This window comes from Mesorhizobium sp. M0074 (assembly GCF_040322975.1).
Lineage (GTDB): Bacteria > Pseudomonadota > Alphaproteobacteria > Rhizobiales > Rhizobiaceae > Mesorhizobium.
Window position 1 is genome coordinate 399,730 of sequence record NZ_JAMYUM010000001.1, and the last position, 18,665, is coordinate 418,394.

Genomic DNA, 18,665 nt, shown 5'->3' on the forward strand with positions numbered 1-18,665 from the left:
GCATGGCTTTTCTGGAAATTGACGGGCTGAAGAAGCGTTTCGGAGCGGTCGAGATCCTGAAAGGCATCGACCTCGACCTGGAAAAGGGCGGCTTCCTCGTGCTGGTCGGGCCTTCCGGTTGCGGCAAGTCCACGCTGCTCAACACTATTGCCGGCCTGGAAACCATCACCGAAGGGGAAATCCGCGTCGACGGACGCACGATCAACGATCTCCACCCCTCCAAGCGCGACATCGCCATGGTCTTCCAGAGCTACGCGCTCTATCCGAACATGACGGTTGCCGGCAATATCGCCTTCGGCATGGAGATGCGCGGCGTGCCGGCCGGCGAGCGCCAGAAGGCGATCGACAAGGTGGCGAAGGTCCTGCAGATCGGCCATTTGCTGAAGCGCAAGCCAAGCCAGCTCTCCGGCGGCCAGCGCCAGCGCGTCGCCATGGGCCGGGCGCTGGTGCGCGATCCAAAGCTGTTCCTGTTCGACGAGCCTTTGTCCAATCTCGATGCCAAGCTGCGTGTCGACATGCGCATCGAGATCAAGCGCCTGCACGCCACCACCGGCACCACCATCGTCTACGTCACCCACGACCAGATCGAGGCGATGACGCTGGCCACCAAGATCGCGGTGATGCGCGACGGCGAGGTGCAGCAGTTCGGCACGCCAGCCGAAATCTATAACAATCCGGTCAACCTGTTTGTTGCCGACTTCATGGGCTCGCCGGCGATGAACCTGATCCCGGCGACGATCGGCAGCAACGGCAGCGGCTTCTCCGTCGTCATGGAGCGCGAGGCGCGCCAGCCGATCTCGCTGCCGCTGGGCAATGCGCCGGCCGGCCTGTCGGCATTCCAGGGAAAACCGATCATCTTCGGCGTCCGCCCGGAAGCACTGACCGATCCCGAGGGTGCCGAACGCAATGCCTCGAACATCGCCCGCGCCGACTGTCACATCGAGGTCATCGAGCCGGCCGGCTCGGATACGTTCGCGGTCACCAATCTCGGCGGCAAGGCGGTGGTGGCGCGGCTGCGCGCCGATGCCAAAATCCAGCCCGGCACGGTCACGCCGCTCGCCTTCAACCTGACCAAGGCGGTGTTCTTCGATCCGGCGACCGAGAAACGCATCGTCTGACCGCCATGACAAATCCCGACATCGTCATCATCGGCTCCGGCATAGGCGGCGCCACGATCGCCTCCGGCCTTGCCGGCAGTGGCGCCTCGATCCTGATGCTGGAGCGCGGCGAACCACTGCCAGCAACGCCGCACACACGCGACACCCACGCAATCTTCGTCGACGGCCATTATCGGCCGAAGGAGATGTGGCTCGAGGCCGGCGGAGCGCCTTTCAACCCGGGCAATTACTACTATGTCGGCGGCAATTCGAAATTCTACGGCGCTGTGCTGATCCGCTACCGCAGGGAAGACTTTTCGGAGATGGAGCACTATGGCGGCATCTCGCCGGCCTGGCCGTTTTCCTATGAGGAATTCGAACCCTGGTATTCCAAGGCCGAGCAGCTTTTTCGCGTGCGCGGTGCACTCGGCGAAGACCCGACCGAGCCGTTCCACTCTACGCCCTACCCTTTCGGGCCGGTACCAGACGAGCCGCCGATCGCGCGTGCGCGCGCCGAGTTGAAGAGCCTGGGCCTGCATCCGGCATCGCTGCCGCTCGGCGTCGACATCGAAGCCTGGCTGAAAGACGGCAGCACGCCGTGGGACGCGTTTCCCAACACCGGGACCGGCAAGATCGACGCGCAATCCGGGCCGTTGGCAGCAGCCCTTGCCGATCAGAATATCCGGCTTGAGACCGGCGCCCATGTCGAATATCTCGAGGCATCGCCGGACGCCAGGACGATCGAGACCGTCCATTACCGCCAGAACGGTGCGCTGAAGAAAGTCGCGCCGAAGCTGGTCATCCTATCGGCCGGCGCAGTCAATTCCGCCGCCATCCTGCTGCGCTCGCCCACCCCTCAGGGCAGAGGCGGTGGCAGAGGCCTGGCCAACCGCTCCGACCAGGTCGGCCGCAACTTCATGAACCACAATTCGAGCGCCATGCTGGCGATCGATCCACGCCGGCGGAACAAATCCGTCTACCAGAAGACGCTGATGCTGAACGATTATTATCTGTCCGACGGCAAGGGCGGCAAGCCGCTCGGCAATGTCCAGCTCCTCGGCAAGATCGACGGCAACATCCTCAAGGCCAATGTCAGGCGCGCGCCCAAATTCGCGCTGGATTTCATGGCCGGCCACGCCGTCGACTGGTATTTGATGTGCGAGGACCTGCCCGATCCCGAGAGCCGCATCATGGTGGACGGCAAGGACATCGTCATGCAGTGGCGGCGCTCCAACATGCAGTCGCTCGACGGACTGACCAAGGTGATGCGCGAGAATTTCCGCGCCTGCGGCTATCCGATCGTCCTGTCGCGTCCGTTTGACAAGCGCACGCCCTCACATCAGTGCGGCACGGTGAAGATGGGCAACGATCCAGCGACCTCGCCGCTGGATCCGTTCTGCCGCTCCTTCGACCACAGCAATTTGTTCGTCGTCGATGCCGGCTTCCTGCCGAATTCGGCCGCCGTTAATCCGGCGCTGTCGATCGCCGCACAGGCGCTGCGCGTCGCCGATCATATCCGCAAGACGGAGCTTGCAACATGAGCCGCCCAGCAGCGATCGTCACCGGCGGCGCGCGCGGCATCGGCCTTGCCTGCGCCGAGGCGCTGGCCGACGCAGGCTTCGACATCCTCGTCTCCGACCTTGCCGACGAAGCCGCCAACGGGCTCGCCGCCGACATCACCGGGCGCGGCGCGAAATTCGCCTATGTCAGTTGCGACATCGCCGACCTCGACGGCCATGCAGCGCTGATCGATGCCGCGACAAGCGCCTTCGGTCGCATCGACTGCCTGGTCAACAATGCCGGCATCGGCGCCGTCCTGCGCGGCGATCTGCTCGAGCTCAAGCCGGAAAATTTCGACCGGGTGCTCGGCATCAATCTGCGCGGCACCGTATTCCTCAGCCAGGCCGTCGCCAAAGCGATGCTCGGCCTGCCAAGCGATGGTGCGAGATCGATCATCACCATCACCTCGGTCAGCGCCGCCATGGCCTCGCCGGAACGTTCCGATTACTGCATCTCCAAGGCTGGGCTTTCGATGTGGGTGAAGAACCTGGCGCTGCGGCTTGCCACCGAAAACATCGCGGTGTTCGAGGTGCGCCCGGGCATCATCCGCACCGACATGACCACGGGTGTGACCGCCAAATATGACGGGCTGATCGACGGCGGGCTGGTGCCGGCGATGCGCTGGGGCGAGAGCGAAGATATCGGTGCCGCCGTGGCAGCACTCGCCGGTGGCAAGTTCGGCTTTTCGACCGGCTCGGTCATCAATGTCGACGGCGCGCTGTCGGTGCCGAGGCTATGAACAGGTGACGCCATGACCGACTACATCATCGTCGGCGCCGGCCCGGCCGGCTGCGTACTCGCCAACCGGCTGAGCGAAGATCCGTCGCATCAGGTGCTGCTGCTCGAAGCCGGCGGCAAGGACTGGAATCCGCTGATCCACATGCCGGCCGGTTTCGCCAAGATGACCAAGGGCATCGCCGCCTGGGGCTGGTCGACGGTGCCGCAAAAGCACATGCAGGACCGTGTCTTCCGATACACGCAGGCCAAGGTGATCGGTGGCGGCTCTTCGATCAACGCCCAGATCTACACGCGCGGCAACGCCCGCGACTACGACGCCTGGGAGAAGGAAGAAGGCCTTGCCGGCTGGGGCTATCGCGACGTGCTGCCCTATTTCAAGCGCGCGGAGAACAACCAGCGTTATGCCAACGATTTCCACGGCGACCAAGGCCCGCTCGGCGTGTCGAACCCGATCGCGCCGCTGCCGATCTGCGAGGCCTATTTCCGTGCCGGACAGGAGATGGGCATCCCCTTCAATCCCGACTTCAACGGGGTAGCCCAGGAGGGCGTCGGTTACTATCAGTTGACGCAGAAGGACGCGAAGCGCTCCTCCGCCTCGGTCGCCTATCTCAGGCCGATCCGGGAGCGCAAGAATCTCACCATCAGGACCGGCGTTCTGGTGACACGCATCGTCGTCGACAAGGGCCGCGCCGTCGGCGTCGAGATCGTCGACAGGCCGGGCGGCCAGCCAACGATCCTGCGCGCCGAACGCGAGGTGATCGTCTCGTCCGGCGCCATCGGCTCGCCGAAGCTTTTGCTGCAGTCGGGCATCGGCCCGGCCGACCATCTGAAGGCGGTCGGCGTGACACCGGTGCACGATTTGCCCGGCGTCGGCTCCAACCTGCAGGATCATCTCGACCTGTTCGTCATCGCCGAATGCACCGGCGACCACACTTACGACAACTATGCCAAGCTGCACTGGACGGCGTGGGCCGGCCTGCAGTATCTGCTCCTGAAGAAAGGCCCGGTGGCTTCCAGCCTGTTTGAGACCGGCGGCTTCTGGTACGCCGATCCGACCGCCGCCTCTCCCGATATCCAGTTGCATCTCGGCCTCGGCTCCGGCATCGAGGCCGGCGTCGAGAAGCTGAACAATCCGGGCGTGACATTGAACTCGGCCTTCCTGCGCCCGCGCTCGCGCGGCACCGTGCGGCTGAACAGTGCCGACCCGGCCGACCGCCCGCTGATCGATCCGAACTATTGGTCCGATCCCTATGACCGCGACATGTCGATCAAGGGGCTGAGGCTGGCGCGCGAGATCATGCGGCAGAAGGCGCTGCAGCCCTATGTACTGCGCGAGGTACTGCCGGGACCCGACCTGCAGAGCGGCGACGAGCTGTTCGACTACGCCTGCCGCAGTTCCAAGACCGACCACCACCCGGTCGGCACCTGCCGCATGGGCCACGATGCGATGAGCGTGGTAACGCCAGATCTCAGGCTGCGCGGTATCGAGGGCCTGCGCGTCTGCGACGCCTCGGTGATGCCGCGCATCCCCTCCTCCAACACCAATGCCCCGACGACAATGGTTGGCGAAAAAGGCGCCGATCTGATCCTTGGCCGCGAGCCGCTGCCGCCGGCGGTGTTTTCCACCAACCGAGCGGCATGAGGGACAAAGAATGATCAGGCACTGTGTCTTCGTCAGATTTCGCAACGATGTCGCCGACGCCGAGCGCGCGGCAATCCATGCCGATCTCGAAGCGTTGCGGGCGGTGATCGACGGCATGGGCAAGGTCGAATTCAGCGCCAATACCAGCCCGGAACCCTTCGCCCGCGGCTTCACGCACGGCTTCACCATCGACTTTCGCGACGCTGCGGCACGCGATGCCTATCTGGAGCATGAAGCGCATCAGCGAGCCGGCGCAAAACTGGTCGCGGCGCTCGAAGGCGGCACCGACGGGCTGATGGTGTTTGACCTGGAGATCGCGTGACTATCCCATTCTCAGCGCAACGACGCCGGCAACGATGCTAAGCACCGCGGCACCTCGCCATGCCGTCATCTTCTCGCCGAGCGCGAACACCGAGATCATCATGGCGAACAGGATCGATGTTTCGCGCAGCGACGCCACCGAGGCGATCGGCGCCTTGGTCATCGCCCACATTACGATCCAGTAGGCGCCGCCGCTGAGCACGCCGGTATAGATTCCGGCCTTCCAGTCGCGCGCCAGCACCGGCAGCGCCTGTGGGCCGCGAAAGACGACGCATAGCACCAGCGCCCACAGCGCATCGCAGACGAACAGCCAGGCGGCATAACTCGACGCGGTGGCGGCCAGCCGCGCGCCGCTGCCGTCCGACAGCGTGTAGCTGGCGATGAAGATCGATGTGCCCAGCGCGAAGCCGACGGCGCGCAGGTTCAATTTCTCCAGATGCGCGCCGCCGCGAAACGACAGCACCAGCGTGCCCGCCGACAACAAGAGGATGCCGAGAACGGCGAGCGGCGCCGGCATCTCGGCAACCACCACAACGCCCCCCAAAGCGGCCAGCAATGGCGCGGTGCCGCGCGCCAGCGGATAGGTCTGGGCGAAATCGCCGGCCTTGTAGGCGCCGATCAGGAACGTCCTGTAGCCCATGTGGAAGACAACCGAGGCGAGGATGTATGGCCACACTTCCGGCTTCGGCACCTCGACGAAAGGCAACGTCACCAGCGCAGCGGCACCCATGCCGAGCGTCATCAGTGTGATCGACAGGAAACGGTCGAGATGGACCTTGACCAGCGCGTTCCAGATCGCATGCATGGAAGCGGCGGCGAGCACCGCGAAAAAGACAAACAGGCTCATCGGCGCTTCATCCGCCGCCCGTCCCGATGACGATCGGCGTCTCCAGGTCGATATCGACCCAGAGCGGAAAATGGTCGGAAGCGATTTGGCCGATATCGGCGCTGACCGAGCGCACGCGCCCGGCAAACATGCCGCCGACGAAGCAATGATCGAGCCGGCGCTTTGCCAGCCTGCCATCGATAGTCTTCACATGGGTGTGGAAATCCGCTGTCGGTTCCATTGCGACGGCGGCGGCATCGACAAAACCGTCGAGATAGGCGGCACCGCGATGATAGGGCGCGCTGCCGACAATGCGCCGGTACTCGGCGCTATCCGGCTCCATGTTGAAGTCGCCCAACCAGATCGCCGCTACGGGGTTTTCTGGCTCCTGTTCGCCATTGCTCCAGTTGCGCGCCGGCTCGTCGTCGGCGCCGCTCCATGGGCCGCCCTCGGACGGCGCGCGGCGATGCTCGGCCAGCAAATAGTCGATCTGCTCCAGCCGCTCCTCGGCCGCGATATGCGCCAGATGCAACGACAGCACCCGCACCGGACCGGCAGGGGTGCGGATCATGCATTCGAGTGCGGCATTGCGGGTGTTGAGCGGCCGCAGCGTGCGCCTGAGCGGCAGCGTATGCAGCCGCGACCAGACGATCGGAAGCTTCGACAGAACCATGGTGCCGAATTGCCGCCGCCGGTTGACGATGCGGCCTTCACGCCGGTGGCTGGCATCCATGTCGAAGGCCGGCCCGTAGACCCAATGATAGTCGGGCAGCAATTGCGAAAGAAGTTCCGGCTGGTCGTCCTCGTTGCTGCGCAACCAGTGCCGTTCCACCTCCTGCAAGGCGACGATGTCGGCGCCGGCCACGACCTTGGCACAACGCGCCAGGTCGTAGCGGCCATCGCTGCCGAAGCCGTACTGGATGTTATAGCTGACCAGCTTCATTGCTTATCCGGCTCAGTTTCCTGCTGGCAGTAGCCGTTCGCTGACAGCCTTGCAATGTGCAGCCGGGCGGAGGGAGCTTGGGCCAGATGCTAAGTGGTCAGCGGCTGGAACCGACCGGGCGGGGATGCTGCCAGTTCCGACCAGTCGATTTCTTCCTCAAGGCGGTGGTAGGCTTCGTCGCCGATCGTTCCGTCGATGCGCAAACGCTCCAGCGCATCGCGCTGGCTCTTGATGGCGTAAAGACGCAATCTGTCATACTCGGTCGCCGCCTGGGCATCCTCCGGGTTTTCGGCGATGGCGCGCTGGGCGGCATATTGCTCTCGCACCGCCCCGGCCGCGCTGGATGTCTTGCCGCTGAGCACGTCCAGCGCCGCCTGCATGATGGCGACGCGCGCCTGCGCCACCTCCCGGTCGACCGTCCGGTCGAGGTCGAGATTGAGCAGAAGCAGCAACGGTTTCAGGCTGACGCCTTGCAGCACCAATGTGCCGAGCACGACCGTGAAAGCGGCGAGCACGATCGGATCACGGCCCGGAAAGTCGGCCGGCAAGGCAAAGGCTGCCGCAAGCGTCACCAGGCCACGCATGCCGCACCAGCCGATAAGCACGCCGCCGCGAAATGTCGGCGCGTCTTTTTGCCTGTCCTCGTCACCCAGACGTGCCAGCGCTCTGAGGATCGCGCCGCAGCCCAGCACCCAGACGAGCCGTGATACGATGACGACGGCCAGCACAGCCAGGGCAAAGACGAACGCCTCGCTTTGCCCTTGCTCGGCAAGTCGACCGACGATCGACCGCGCTTGCAGGCCCATCAGAACGAAGGCCAGCACGTTGAGCACGAACACCGCCGTCTCCCAGACCGAGTAGGAGCTGACACGATTCCTTGCCGGCATGCGGCGCGGCGATGTACGTGCGATCGTCATGGCATAGACGACGATCGTGATGATGGCAGAAAGCCCTATCCTGTCGGCCAGGATCCAGACGCCGAAGGTTGAGGCGAATTGCACCACGGTGCCGCTCGCCGGGTCGTCGATGCGGCCGAGTATGGCGAGAGACAACCGGCCGAGCACATAGCCTGCGGCAAGGCTGCCGACCGTCGACAGCAGGATCATTGGAACGGCACTGCTCAACAGGATGGAGCCGGCGGCTGCGGAAACCGACATCCTGTAGATCAGCAGCGCCGTGGCGTCGTTGAGAAGGCTCTCGCCTTCCAGGATGGCGGTGATGCGGTGCGGCACCTTGAACTGTCCGAGCACGGCCGCCGCCGCCACCGCATCGGGCGGCGCTACGATCGCGCCGAGCGCTATGGCCGCGGCAATGGGCAGGCCTGCCATCGTCCAGCCGACCAGCGCGACCGTCACGGTGGTGAAGATGACGGCGCCAAGCGCCAGCAGGATGAGCGAAACCTTGTAGCGGTTGAGATCGCGCAGCGACGTGTCATAGGCCGCGTCGAGCAGAACCGGCGCGATGAACAGAGCGAGCGCCAGCTCCGGGTCGATCTCGATGGTCGGGGCAAACGGCAGGAAGGCGATGCCGGCGCCGGCCAGCGCCAGCAATGACGGATAGGGAATCTGCAGACGCCGCGACAGCGCGGTCAGGGCGACTGCGATGAGAAGCAGGACAAGGGTGAGTTCGAATAGCGCCATGCCTTATCGTAGCGGTGAAGCCGGGCGATTGGCACTGCAAAAACGGCGACGGCTTTGGCTGCTCGTGAATGGTGAATGGTGAATGGTGAATGGTGAATGGCTGCGTGCAGAGGAATTTCGGCGCGTAAAGCGCATTCTTACTATTCACTATTCACTATTCACTATTCACCATTCACGCTTCTCCTAATGCAGCACCAGCATGTCGCCCGACGAGAACGAAATCTCGGCCTTTTCGCCGACGGCCGGCGGCGGTGTGGCCGGACTGTTGAACGTGTCGAGCGAGACCGTGCTGCCGCCGATGCCGACGCGAACCCGGATGACCGAGCCGAGGAAATGCACCTCGGCGATTTCGCCCGAAAGGCTGGAATCGCGGCCGGGGTGGCGGCCGAGCGAGATCGCCTCGGGCCGCAGCGCCAGCGACAGCGTGTCGCCGGATTTCGAGCCGTTGAGCTTGCCCTTGAGCGAGACCTCTTGCGAGTTGACGCGCACCTTGCCCGAAGCGGCGTCGGTGACCGTGCCTTCGAGCACGTTCAGCGTGCCGACGAAATTGGCGACGAATTTGGTTGCCGGCCGGTTGTAGATCTCGAACGGCGTGCCGACCTGCTCGGCCTTGCCGCCATACATGACGGCGATGCGGTCGGAGATCGACAGCGCCTCTTCCTGGTCGTGGGTGACGAAGATGGTGGTGATGCCGAGCTTCTTCTGGATCGAGCGGATTTCCTCGCGCAGTGACACGCGCACCTTGGCGTCGAGCGCCGACAGCGGCTCGTCGAGCAGCAGCAGTTTCGGCTTGGGCGCAATCGCCCGCGCCAGCGCGATGCGCTGCTGCTGACCGCCGGAGAGCTGATAGGGATAGCGGTCGCCCATCTGTGGCAGCTTGATGATGTCGAGCATCTCGGCAACGCGCCTGTCGGCATCGGCCTTCGGCATACCGGCGACCTTCAGCCCGAAGCCGATATTCTGCGCCACGGTGAGGTTCGGAAACAGCGCATAGGCCTGGAACACCATGCCGACATTGCGCTGGTTGGGCTTGAGCCGGGTGATGTCCTTGCCGGCCACGACGATCTTGCCGGCGGATGGCTCTTCGAAACCGGCGACCATGCGCAGCACCGTCGTCTTGCCGCAGCCCGACGGGCCAAGGAAGGAGACGAATTCGCCCGGCTCGACGTCGAGGTTGAAATCCTGCACCACGGTGATGGGGCCGAAGGATTTCCGCACATGCTGGATTGAGAGGAAGGGCTCGGTCATGGCTTTTCCTTCGGGTCAGTTCGGACGGTTCGCCGATCGCGGCGCGAAACGCGACAGGATCTGGATCAGCGACATGCAGCCCCAGGTGATGGCGAAGGCGATGATGGCAAGCGCCGCCGGCTCGTAGGCGCGATTGGCGCCGACGTTCTGCAGATAGGGTCCGAAGGCAGGCCGGTTGAGCAGGCTGGCCATGGTAAATTCACCGATGACGATGGCGAAGGTCAGGAAGGCGCCCGACAGCACCGCGATCAGCACGTTGGGCAGGATGACCCGGGTGATGATCGTGCCCCAGCCGGCGCCGAGGATCTGCGCCGCTTCGGTCAGTGTCCGCACGTCGATGGTGCGAAGCCCGGTGTCGACGGCGCGATACATATAGGGCAGCGCCAGTGTCGCATAACCGATGACCAGCAAGGCATTGGCTCCTGTGTCGCTGGCCAGGAACGGCAGCGGTGAATTTGACCCGTACATTCTGATGTAGCCGAAGACGATAACGATGGCCGGGATGACCAGCGGCAACAGCGTGATGAACTCGACGACGGGCCTTAGCTGCGGGAGCCGCAGACGAATCCAGTACGCCGCCGGCACCACCACCAGCACGCCAAGGACGATGGTGAAGATGGCGGCGACCACCGAATAGATGAAGGTCGCCTGGAAGCGGGGATCGCCGAGCACGACCTGATAGGCATCGAAGGAATACGCGCCGCGCCGCATGCGCATGGAGAATTCCACGGTCGCGATCAGCGGAATGAAGAAATAGGCCGCGCCCAGCGCGAAGACGATCCAGGCCCAGAATCTGCCGGACTTCATTTGAGCCACCTCTCAGAGCGCGTCCGGAACCAGATGTAGAAGACATTGGCCAGCCCGGTGATGACGATCATGCCGAAGGCGATGGCGTAGCCGAGATGGGCATTGTGCAGCACGTCACCGCGGATCTGCGCGTAGAGCAGGATAGGGACGATGTTAAGCGAGGAGCCGGTCAGAGCGTAAGCGGTGGCGATGGCACCGAAGGCGTTGGCGAACAAGAGGATGACGGTGCCGAGGAAACTTGGCCAGATCACCGGAATGACGACCATGCGCCAGAACTGCGCCTGGGTCGCGCCAAGCGTTGCCGCCGCTTCGCCCCATTCCTTCTTCAGCCCATCGATCGCCGGCACGATGATCACGACCATCAGCGGGATCTGGAAATAGACATAGGTCAGCGTCAGGCCCCAGAACGACAGGATGTTGAAACCATGGGCATAAATGTTGAAGCCGACCAAGACGTTGAGCAGCACCGTGGCGAGCCCGAGCCGGCCGAGCGTCGCGAGAAAGGCGAAGGCCAGCGGCACGCCGGCAAAATTGGAGGCCACGCCGGAAAAGGTCAGTGTCGCCGAGCGTATCCACTCCGGCAGCCCGCCGCGCACGATGGCGATGGCAATGGCAAGCCCCGCGAAAGCACCGATCAGCGACGAGGCGAGGCTGACCTTGATTGAGATCCAGTAGGCGGCAACGATCGACGGCTGCGCCAAGGCCGCTATGTTTTCGAAAGTGAATTCGCCGGCATCGTTCCGGAATGCGCCCAGCATCAGATAGAGCGTGGGCAGGATCAGGAACATGATGGCGAAGATGAAGAAAGGCGCAACGCCAAGCCATTGCGTCGGCAGCCTCATGCTGCGGGCGTCGGCAGGAGGCGCGGTCTTCCCGGCAACAGCGTGATCGGACAACGAGATATCGGTCATGCGCCGGCTACCGTCCTGGAGGTATGCCGGGCGGCGATCTAAGCCGCCCGGCTGATCTCAAGTCTTACTTGACGTTGGCGCCGACGACGGCATCCCAGTTCTTGGTGATGGCTTCCTTGGCCTTGCCCTGCTCGTCGAGCGTCGGGAACACCGCGGCTGCATAGGACTCGGCCGGCGGCAGCTTGGCCATCACATCAGCCGGGAGCTTGCCATTCTTGGCGAGGTCGTTGAAGCGGATCGGGTGACAATAGCCCTTCAGCCAGCCGATCTGGCCTTCGTCGGAATAGAGATATTCCAGCCATAGCTTGGCAGCATTCGGGTGCGGCGCGTAGGCACTAATCGCCTGAACATAGACGCCGGCGACGACACCGGTCTTCGGCACGACGACGTCGACCGGCGGATTGCCCTTCAGCGTATCACGGCCGGCAAGCGCGTTATAATCCCAGGTCACCAGGATTGGCGTCTGGCCTTGGGCAAGCGTCGCGGGCTTGCCGATGACCGGCACGAAATTGCCGGCGGCGTTGAGCTTCTTGAAGAAGTCGAGACCAGCCGTGCCGGCGGCTTCGCCGGCAGCCGCACCGCCGGAAAGGCCGGCGGCATAGACGGCCTGGATGGCCTGGTTCGAAGCGCGCGGGTCACCGGCGAGCGCCACGGTATTGGCGAATTCCGGCTTCAGCAGGTCGGCCCAGTCGGCCGGCGCATCCTTGACCAGGTCCTTGTTCACCAGGAACGAAAGCACGCCGTAATAGTCGCCGGTCCAGAAGCCATCGGCATCCTTGGCGCTGTCCGGGATCGAGTCCCAGGTTGATACTTTATAAGCCTGGATCAGGCCATCCTTCTTTGCGGTCGGACCGAAGCTCAGGCCGACGTCGATGACGTCGGGCGCCTGCGGGCCCTTGTTGTCCTTGTTGGCCTTGATCGCCTCGACCTCGTCGCCGGAGCCGGCATCGGGGTTGAGCTCGTTGACGGTGATTTCCGGATATTTCGCCTTGAAGCCGTCGATGACCGCGCCGTAGCCGCACCAGTCATGGGGCAGCGCGATGGTGGTGAGCTGGCCTTCAGCCTTGGCTGCGGCGACCAGTTCATCCATGGACTGGGCCGACGAGATGGCAGAGGTCGCCATCAGGGCGACGGCCGAAAGGGAAAGCAGTTTTCCCGTGAATTTGAACATGTGTTCTCTCCGTTGAACTGACGCCGTTGGACGCCTGCGATGCGGTATCGTTTTCGTGTGACAGCCAGATGAAAGCTTTGTGAAAGCGATGCCCCGCAGTATGAAAAAGTAAACTCTTTTTAACCGGCTGTAGCAATCGCTTCGCGATTCTTTTTCCGGCTAACTAGTTTCGATCTTGCCTTTCATCTTTCCCCCTTTCCTTTGCTTCTTTTCCTAACTCGATTTCCGATGCGAAAATTGTCTCAGACGGCGCCGGCGATGGCGTTTTCGAGCAGCGTCAGCGCCGCCTTTTTGGTCAGCTTGACCGGGTTGCCGCCGGCGGTCGGATCGACCACCGCCATGTCGGCGATCAGGCCCTTGCGTTTCTTGTCCATGTCGAGCCCCTTGATCAGGCTGGGCAGCGCATGCGGCACCTTGAGCTCCTTGCGCAGCTTGATGATCGCCTTGGCAAAACCGTCGAATCCGCCCTTGATGCCGCAATAGGCGGCAAGCCGGGCGATGCGCGGCTCGATCGCCTCGCGGTTGAAGGCCAGCACATAGGGCATGAACACGGCGTTGGTCATGCCGTGGTGGGTGTCGTAGAGCGCGCCGATCGGATGCGACAGCGAATGAATGGCGCCAAGCCCTTTCTGGAAGGCAGCCGCCCCCATGGCGGCGGCACTCATCATGTTGGCGCGGGCGACCAGATCCTTGCCGTTGGCATAGGCTTTCGGCAGGTTTTCGAAGACCAGCCTGATGCCTTCCACGGCGATGCCGTCGGCCATCGGGTGATAGCCCGGCGCGCAATAGGCTTCGAGGCAGTGGGCAAGCGCATCCATGCCGGTGCCGGCGGTGATGAAGCTGGGCATGCCGACCGACAGTTCCGGATCGGCAATGACGATCGCCGGCAAAAGCTTTGGATGGAAGATGACCTTCTTGGTATGGGTCGCTTCATTGGTGATGACGCCGGCGCGGCCGACTTCCGAGCCGGTGCCGGCCGTGGTCGGCACGGCGATGATCGGCGCGATCGCATCGGCATCGGCGCGTGTCCACCAGTCGCCGACGTCCTCGAAATCCCAGACCGGCCGTGTCTGCCCGGCCTGGAAGGCGATGAGCTTGCCGAGATCGAGCGCCGAGCCGCCGCCAAAGGCAATGACGCCGTCATGCTTGCCCTTCTTGAACACGGCAATGCCGGCGGTCAGGTTGGAATCCACCGGGTTCGGCTTGACCTCGGAAAACACGCCATACGGCACCTTGGCGTCGTCGAGGATCTTCAGCGTCGAGGCCACCACCGGCAGCCTGGCCAGTCCCGGATCGGTGACGAACAGCGGCCGCTTGATGCCGGTCGCCGCCAGCACCTCCGGCAGCTCCTTGATGCGTCCGGCGCCGAAGCGGACGGTCGTCGGGTAATTCCATTTGGAAACGAGTTTTGTCATTTCGACCTTCTTGACTGCTTTCGTGCTCTTGGATGTCATTAGTTCACAAAGGTGTTGGCCACACGTTCCGACCGCATCATGTACGGAACCCAGATGACTGCGGCCCATATCGAGCGCGAAATTCCGCCCACGGTGTCTGCGTCGTACGCGTCGGCCAATTCTGGAACGGCGGTGGAAAAAGCCAGATGCACAGCCCATGGATCGAGAACGGCATATACCGGCATCGCGAATGCCCAAATCATGTACCAGCCGGGGAATATCTGCCAGCGCTTGAACATGAAGAACAATAATAGGGCCGGGGCCGATAGGTTTAGTATGCCGGATATCAACAATTCGGCAAGAATCAGCACACCTTGGGACAAACTGAAGGCCTGCCAGTTCTGTAACATGCCGAGATAGTCGGTATTGTGCAGTTGTACCAACCCCAGTAGCGGCGTGAGCATCAACCCGAGCATCGGCAGGACAAGCCATCCGCCGATACCCTCGGGACCCTCACGATCTGGCAGCGCCGATTGTTGTGTATCCGCCATTACTCCCCCTCAACAGCGATCGCATGCTTGTCGATCGCCACCTTAGATCACCTCGCGCAGATGGTATGATTTCGGCCTGGTCAGATTATCGTAGCCGATGGCCGACAGTGCCGCGCCCTTGCCGGTGTCCTTGACGCCGGTCCAGACCAGCGCCGGGTCGAGATAGTCGCAGCGGTTCATGAACACGGTGCCGGTCTCGACGCGATCGCCGATCGCCGCCGCATGGCCGGTGTCGCGCGTCCAGATCGAGGCCGTCAGCCCATAGGGGCTGTCGTTCATCAGCGCGATCGCTTCCTCGTCGTTGCGCACCTTCATGATGCCGACGATCGGGCCAAAGCTTTCCTCGCGCATGACGCTCATCTGGTGGTCGACCCGGGTCAGCACTTCCGGCGCCAGATAGGGGGAACCTTGCCTGTCGTTGGCCACCTTCATATTGATGTGTGCCCTGGCGCCCTTGCGCAACGCCTCGGCCTTCTGCTCGCGGATCAGGTCGGCGAAGCGCGCCTGCGCCATCGGCCCCATGGTGGTCGCCTGGTCGAGCGGATTGCCGACGACGTAGTTCCTGGTCTCGGCAATGAAGCCCTCGACGAATTCATCGTAGACCTTCTCGTGGACATAGACGCGCTCGATGCCGCAGCAGCACTGGCCGGAATTGTAGAAGGCGCCGTCGACCAGATTGGCAACGGCATGGTCCATCTTTGCGTCCGGCAGCACATAGGCCGGATCCTTGCCGCCGAGTTCGAGGCCGAGCGTCATGAAGGTGCCCGCCGCCGCCTTCTCGATGGCGCGGCCGCCGGCGACCGAGCCGGTGAAGTTGACATGGTCGATCTTGCCGGAGCCGAGCAGCCTTTCAGTCTGCGCGTGGTTCAGGACGAGGTTCTGGAACAGGCCCTTGGGCAGGCCGGCCTTATCAAACGCCTGCTGAAACCGTTCGCCGACCAACAATGTCTGTGCCGCATGCTTGAGGATGACGGCGCTGCCCGCCATCAGCGCCGGGACGATGGTGTTGACGGCGGTGAGATAGGGATAGTTCCACGGCGCGATCACCATGACGACGCCGAGCGGCATCTTCTTCACATAGCGGCGAAAGCCGTCCTTCGGGTTGGAGGCCATGACCGGCTTCAAGGCCGCCTCGGCGATCTCGACCATGTAGCTGACGCGTTCCCTGACGCCGCCGAACTCGCCGCCATAGCGCACCGGCCGGCCCATCTGCCAGGCGATCTCCGGCACGATCTCGCCGGTCATGGCGACCAGCGCTTCCAGCATGGCAGGCATGTACTTGCCGCGCTCGACGACCGGCGTCTCAGCCCACTTCTCCTGCGCCGCCTTGGCACGTTCGACCGCGGCACCGATCGCCTGGTCGGTGGCAAGAGGCCGTTCGGCATAGATCGAACCGTCGACGGGGGATTTTATCTTCACGGTTTCCAAAGAGGTCTCCAAATCAACAAGGCACTGTTTTGACGAAGCCGGCCGCGCCATAGGCAAGGATTGCGCGATCGCGGGTGATGATCTCGAGGTTTTTCGAGCGCGCCGTGGCTATGATGATCCGATCCGTTGGATCGTTGTGAACGACGCCGGGCAGGAACGAAGACTCGACCAAAAGCTCACTGTCGATCCCCTCGACGCTCGCTGCCCCGGTCTGCACGAACCGTTCGAACCATGCGAGCGGTGACTTGATGAATGGCAACCGGCCTTTGGCTACAAGCATGCCGATTTCCCAGGCGGACATCACGGAAACGGCGATCACGCTGCCATTTTTGCGTGCGCTGGTCACCTTCTCGACCGCAGCCCTCGTGACCGGCTGCTCCGTTGACAGCCACAGCATGAAGCATGTGTCGAGCAGAACCCCCTCACTCGTCATAGACATTGCCCCAATCCGGATCGGCGGGCGCGGTATAGTCGACGTCCGGAAGCAGGGTGAGCGTCCCGGCCATGCATCCAAACAACGGATCGGCACCCCGAGGCGGCACGATGTACTCTTCCTTGTTGCCGTTCATGTCGTCCACGAAATCCACTTGCCCCTCCTTGAAACCAGACCGGCGATCAGGCTCCGGTGGCCTCGCCGCATCATTGGAACTTCCGAGGTGCACCAATATCTCGCTTTCCTGCCGGTCGAGAATTTCAGCAATCTTGCGTATCTCGTCGACCTGCATACGCCGCTCACCGTTCAGTGTCCGCGACAAGGCGCTGTAGTGTATGTTCATGCGGCCGGCCATGCTGCGTACCGTGAGCTTGCGCTCCTTCATTCGACTCATGAACCACGCCTTGTCGACATGGGCTCTACCTTTGGGCAAACGCTGCCTCCTGCGTGTTGCTGGTGCGATAACCGCAACAATATTGCGTAAAGCGCAACGCCGTCAATACCGCTCGAACCCCCTGTGCAGTTCCCAGTCCGTAATCCGGCGGTCGTACTCGAACTGTTCCCAGTGTGCCGTGTGGACATAATGTTCCAGCACATCGTCGCCGAGCGCCTGCCTCAGCATTTTCGATTCCGCCAGCGTCGCGGTGGCGTCGCGCAATGTCTTTGGAATTTCAGGCAGCTGCGAGGCCTGGTAGGCATCACCGACGAAGGGCTTCTGCAGTTCAAGCTTTTCATCGATGCCGGCAAGCCCGGCCGCGATCAGCGCGGCGAAAGCCAGATAGGGGTTCAAATCGGCGCCGCCGACGCGGCATTCCATGCGGATGCCCTTGGTGCCCTCGCCGCAAAGACGGAAGCCGGCAGTGCGGTTGTCTTCGCTCCACATGATCTTGGTCGGCGCGAAGGTGCCGGCCTGGAAGCGCTTGTAGGAGTTGATGTAGGGCGCCAGGAACCAGGTGAATTCCTTGGCATATTTGAGCTGGCCGGCCGCCCATTGCTGGCCGAGCGTCGACAGCGTCCACTCGGCATTCTTATCGTAGAACAGCGGCGTCTTGCCGTCGGCGCTCCACAGCGAATTATGGATGTGGCTGGAATTGCCGGCCAGCCCGTAATTGTACTTGGCCATGAACGAGATCGCCTTGCCTTCGGACTCGGCGATTTCCTTGGCGCCGTTCTTCAGGATGACGTGGCGGTCGGCCATGTCGAGCGCCTCGGCGTAGCGGACATTGATCTCTTCCTGGCCTGGCCCCCACTCGCCCTTCGAATTCTCGATCGGGATGCCGGCCGCCTCCATCTCGTTGCGCAGCCGGCGCATGACGCCTTCTTCCTTGGTGGTGATGCCGATCTGGTAGTCGCCGATGTAGGGCGATGCCGTCTCGAGGCCCTGCCAGTGCTTCTTGCGGGCGGAATCGTAGGTCTCGCTGAACAGATAGAATTCGAGCTCGGAAGCGAAATAGCCGATATAGCCGCGTTCCTGCAGCCGCTTGACCTGCTTCTTCAGCATGGCGCGCGGCGAATGCGCCAGATCGTCATGGGTATGGTGGTCGAGCACGTCGCAGATCACCAGCGCCGTCTTCTCCAGCCACGGAACGCGCCGCAGCGTCGCAAGGTCCGGCTTCATGACGAAATCGCCGTAGCCTTTCGACCAGCTCGCCGCCTTGTAGCCGGGCACCGGTTCCATATCGATGTCTGCGGCCAACAGATAGTTGCAGCCATGCGTCTCGTCATGCGCGGAATCGACGAAATACCGGGCCAGGAACCGCTTTCCCGCGAGCCGCCCCTGCATATCGACGATGCAGGCCAGCACCGTGTCGACCTCGCCGCTGGAGACCGCTTGCTTCAACTGATCGAACGAGAAATTTCCGGCCATTCCTTTGGCACTCCAGCGCTTGTCGTTTCGGGCTTGTCACTTTGAAAAGGAAACGAAAACCACGGCCGGCGCGAATGCCGGCCATGGT

18 protein-coding genes are annotated in these 18,665 nt (G+C 63.0%); 5 read left to right on the plus strand and 13 right to left on the minus strand.

Translation table 11 applies throughout. The annotated features are described in order from the left end of the window. Window positions 1–2 precede the first annotated feature (2 nt). Genes NKJ73_RS01955 through NKJ73_RS01975 form a run of 5 tightly spaced genes read left to right on the plus strand, consistent with a single transcriptional unit; the run spans window position 3 to window position 5,359 of the window. Complete coding sequence (locus tag NKJ73_RS01955; protein WP_023675366.1) at window positions 3–1,118, plus strand: ABC transporter ATP-binding protein; 1,116 nt, start codon at window positions 3–5, stop codon at window positions 1,116–1,118. Between the two features lie 5 nt (window positions 1,119–1,123). Then, on the plus strand, window positions 1,124–2,638 hold the full coding sequence (locus tag NKJ73_RS01960; RefSeq protein ID WP_352568160.1) for a GMC oxidoreductase: 1,515 nt from the start codon (window positions 1,124–1,126) through the stop codon (window positions 2,636–2,638). Then, on the plus strand, window positions 2,635–3,396 hold the full coding sequence (locus tag NKJ73_RS01965; protein ID WP_352568161.1) for a 3-ketoacyl-ACP reductase: 762 nt from the start codon (window positions 2,635–2,637) through the stop codon (window positions 3,394–3,396). The genes NKJ73_RS01960 and NKJ73_RS01965 overlap by 4 nt, the downstream gene beginning before the upstream one ends. Window positions 3,397–3,408: 12 nt before the next feature. Beyond that, complete coding sequence (locus NKJ73_RS01970; RefSeq protein WP_352568162.1) at window positions 3,409–5,037, plus strand: GMC family oxidoreductase; 1,629 nt, start codon at window positions 3,409–3,411, stop codon at window positions 5,035–5,037. 10 nt (window positions 5,038–5,047) lie between these two features. Then, the gene (locus NKJ73_RS01975) at window positions 5,048–5,359 is read left to right on the plus strand and encodes a Dabb family protein (RefSeq protein ID WP_352448247.1); all 312 of its coding nucleotides are present in this window, start codon (window positions 5,048–5,050) and stop codon (window positions 5,357–5,359) included. Here NKJ73_RS01975 and NKJ73_RS01980 read toward each other — a convergent pair whose 3' ends face one another. The 13 genes from NKJ73_RS01980 to NKJ73_RS02040 form a co-directional block, all read right to left on the minus strand. Further along, complete coding sequence (locus NKJ73_RS01980) at window positions 5,360–6,205, minus strand: EamA family transporter (RefSeq protein ID WP_352568163.1); 846 nt, start codon at window positions 6,203–6,205, stop codon at window positions 5,360–5,362. A gap of 7 nt (window positions 6,206–6,212) precedes the next feature. Continuing rightward, the gene (locus NKJ73_RS01985) at window positions 6,213–7,127 is read right to left on the minus strand and encodes an endonuclease/exonuclease/phosphatase family protein (RefSeq protein WP_352568164.1); all 915 of its coding nucleotides are present in this window, start codon (window positions 7,125–7,127) and stop codon (window positions 6,213–6,215) included. An 89-nt stretch (window positions 7,128–7,216) separates the two neighbouring features. Next, window positions 7,217–8,767: a cation:proton antiporter gene (locus tag NKJ73_RS01990; protein ID WP_352568165.1), complete on the minus strand. Its 1,551-nt coding sequence runs from the start codon at window positions 8,765–8,767 to the stop codon at window positions 7,217–7,219. Between the two features lie 183 nt (window positions 8,768–8,950). Next, the gene (locus tag NKJ73_RS01995) at window positions 8,951–10,015 is read right to left on the minus strand and encodes an ABC transporter ATP-binding protein (RefSeq protein ID WP_023675358.1); all 1,065 of its coding nucleotides are present in this window, start codon (window positions 10,013–10,015) and stop codon (window positions 8,951–8,953) included. Window positions 10,016–10,030: 15 nt separating this feature from the next. Further along, the gene (locus NKJ73_RS02000; protein WP_352568166.1) at window positions 10,031–10,822 is read right to left on the minus strand and encodes an ABC transporter permease; all 792 of its coding nucleotides are present in this window, start codon (window positions 10,820–10,822) and stop codon (window positions 10,031–10,033) included. Continuing rightward, on the minus strand, window positions 10,819–11,733 hold the full coding sequence (locus NKJ73_RS02005) for an ABC transporter permease (RefSeq protein ID WP_023675356.1): 915 nt from the start codon (window positions 11,731–11,733) through the stop codon (window positions 10,819–10,821). Before NKJ73_RS02005 ends, NKJ73_RS02000 begins: the two co-directional genes overlap by 4 nt. 64 nt (window positions 11,734–11,797) lie before the next feature. Beyond that, the gene (locus NKJ73_RS02010) at window positions 11,798–12,904 is read right to left on the minus strand and encodes an ABC transporter substrate-binding protein (protein WP_352568167.1); all 1,107 of its coding nucleotides are present in this window, start codon (window positions 12,902–12,904) and stop codon (window positions 11,798–11,800) included. A gap of 242 nt (window positions 12,905–13,146) precedes the next feature. Beyond that, the gene (locus NKJ73_RS02015; protein WP_352568168.1) at window positions 13,147–14,319 is read right to left on the minus strand and encodes an iron-containing alcohol dehydrogenase; all 1,173 of its coding nucleotides are present in this window, start codon (window positions 14,317–14,319) and stop codon (window positions 13,147–13,149) included. Between the two features lie 38 nt (window positions 14,320–14,357). Continuing rightward, a complete protein-coding gene (locus NKJ73_RS02020; protein WP_352568169.1) occupies window positions 14,358–14,849 on the minus strand; it encodes a DUF2569 domain-containing protein in 492 nt (163 codons plus the stop codon). Between the two features lie 42 nt (window positions 14,850–14,891). Next, entirely contained in the window at window positions 14,892–16,328 is a 1,437-nt protein-coding gene (locus tag NKJ73_RS02025) for an aldehyde dehydrogenase family protein (protein ID WP_352568170.1), read from the minus strand. Continuing rightward, window positions 16,291–16,716, minus strand: coding sequence for a type II toxin-antitoxin system VapC family toxin (locus NKJ73_RS02030; RefSeq protein WP_352506370.1), 426 nt, complete (start codon window positions 16,714–16,716; stop codon window positions 16,291–16,293). The genes NKJ73_RS02025 and NKJ73_RS02030 overlap by 38 nt, the downstream gene beginning before the upstream one ends. Further along, window positions 16,700–17,095 carry a helix-turn-helix domain-containing protein gene (locus tag NKJ73_RS02035; RefSeq protein ID WP_352568171.1) on the minus strand — a complete coding sequence of 132 codons (396 nt, stop codon included), beginning with the start codon at window positions 17,093–17,095 and terminating at the stop codon, window positions 16,700–16,702. Before NKJ73_RS02035 ends, NKJ73_RS02030 begins: the two co-directional genes overlap by 17 nt. A 111-nt stretch (window positions 17,096–17,206) precedes the next feature. After that, a complete protein-coding gene (locus tag NKJ73_RS02040) occupies window positions 17,207–18,577 on the minus strand; it encodes a glutamine synthetase family protein (RefSeq protein WP_352568172.1) in 1,371 nt (456 codons plus the stop codon). Window positions 18,578–18,665: the final 88 nt, after the last annotated feature.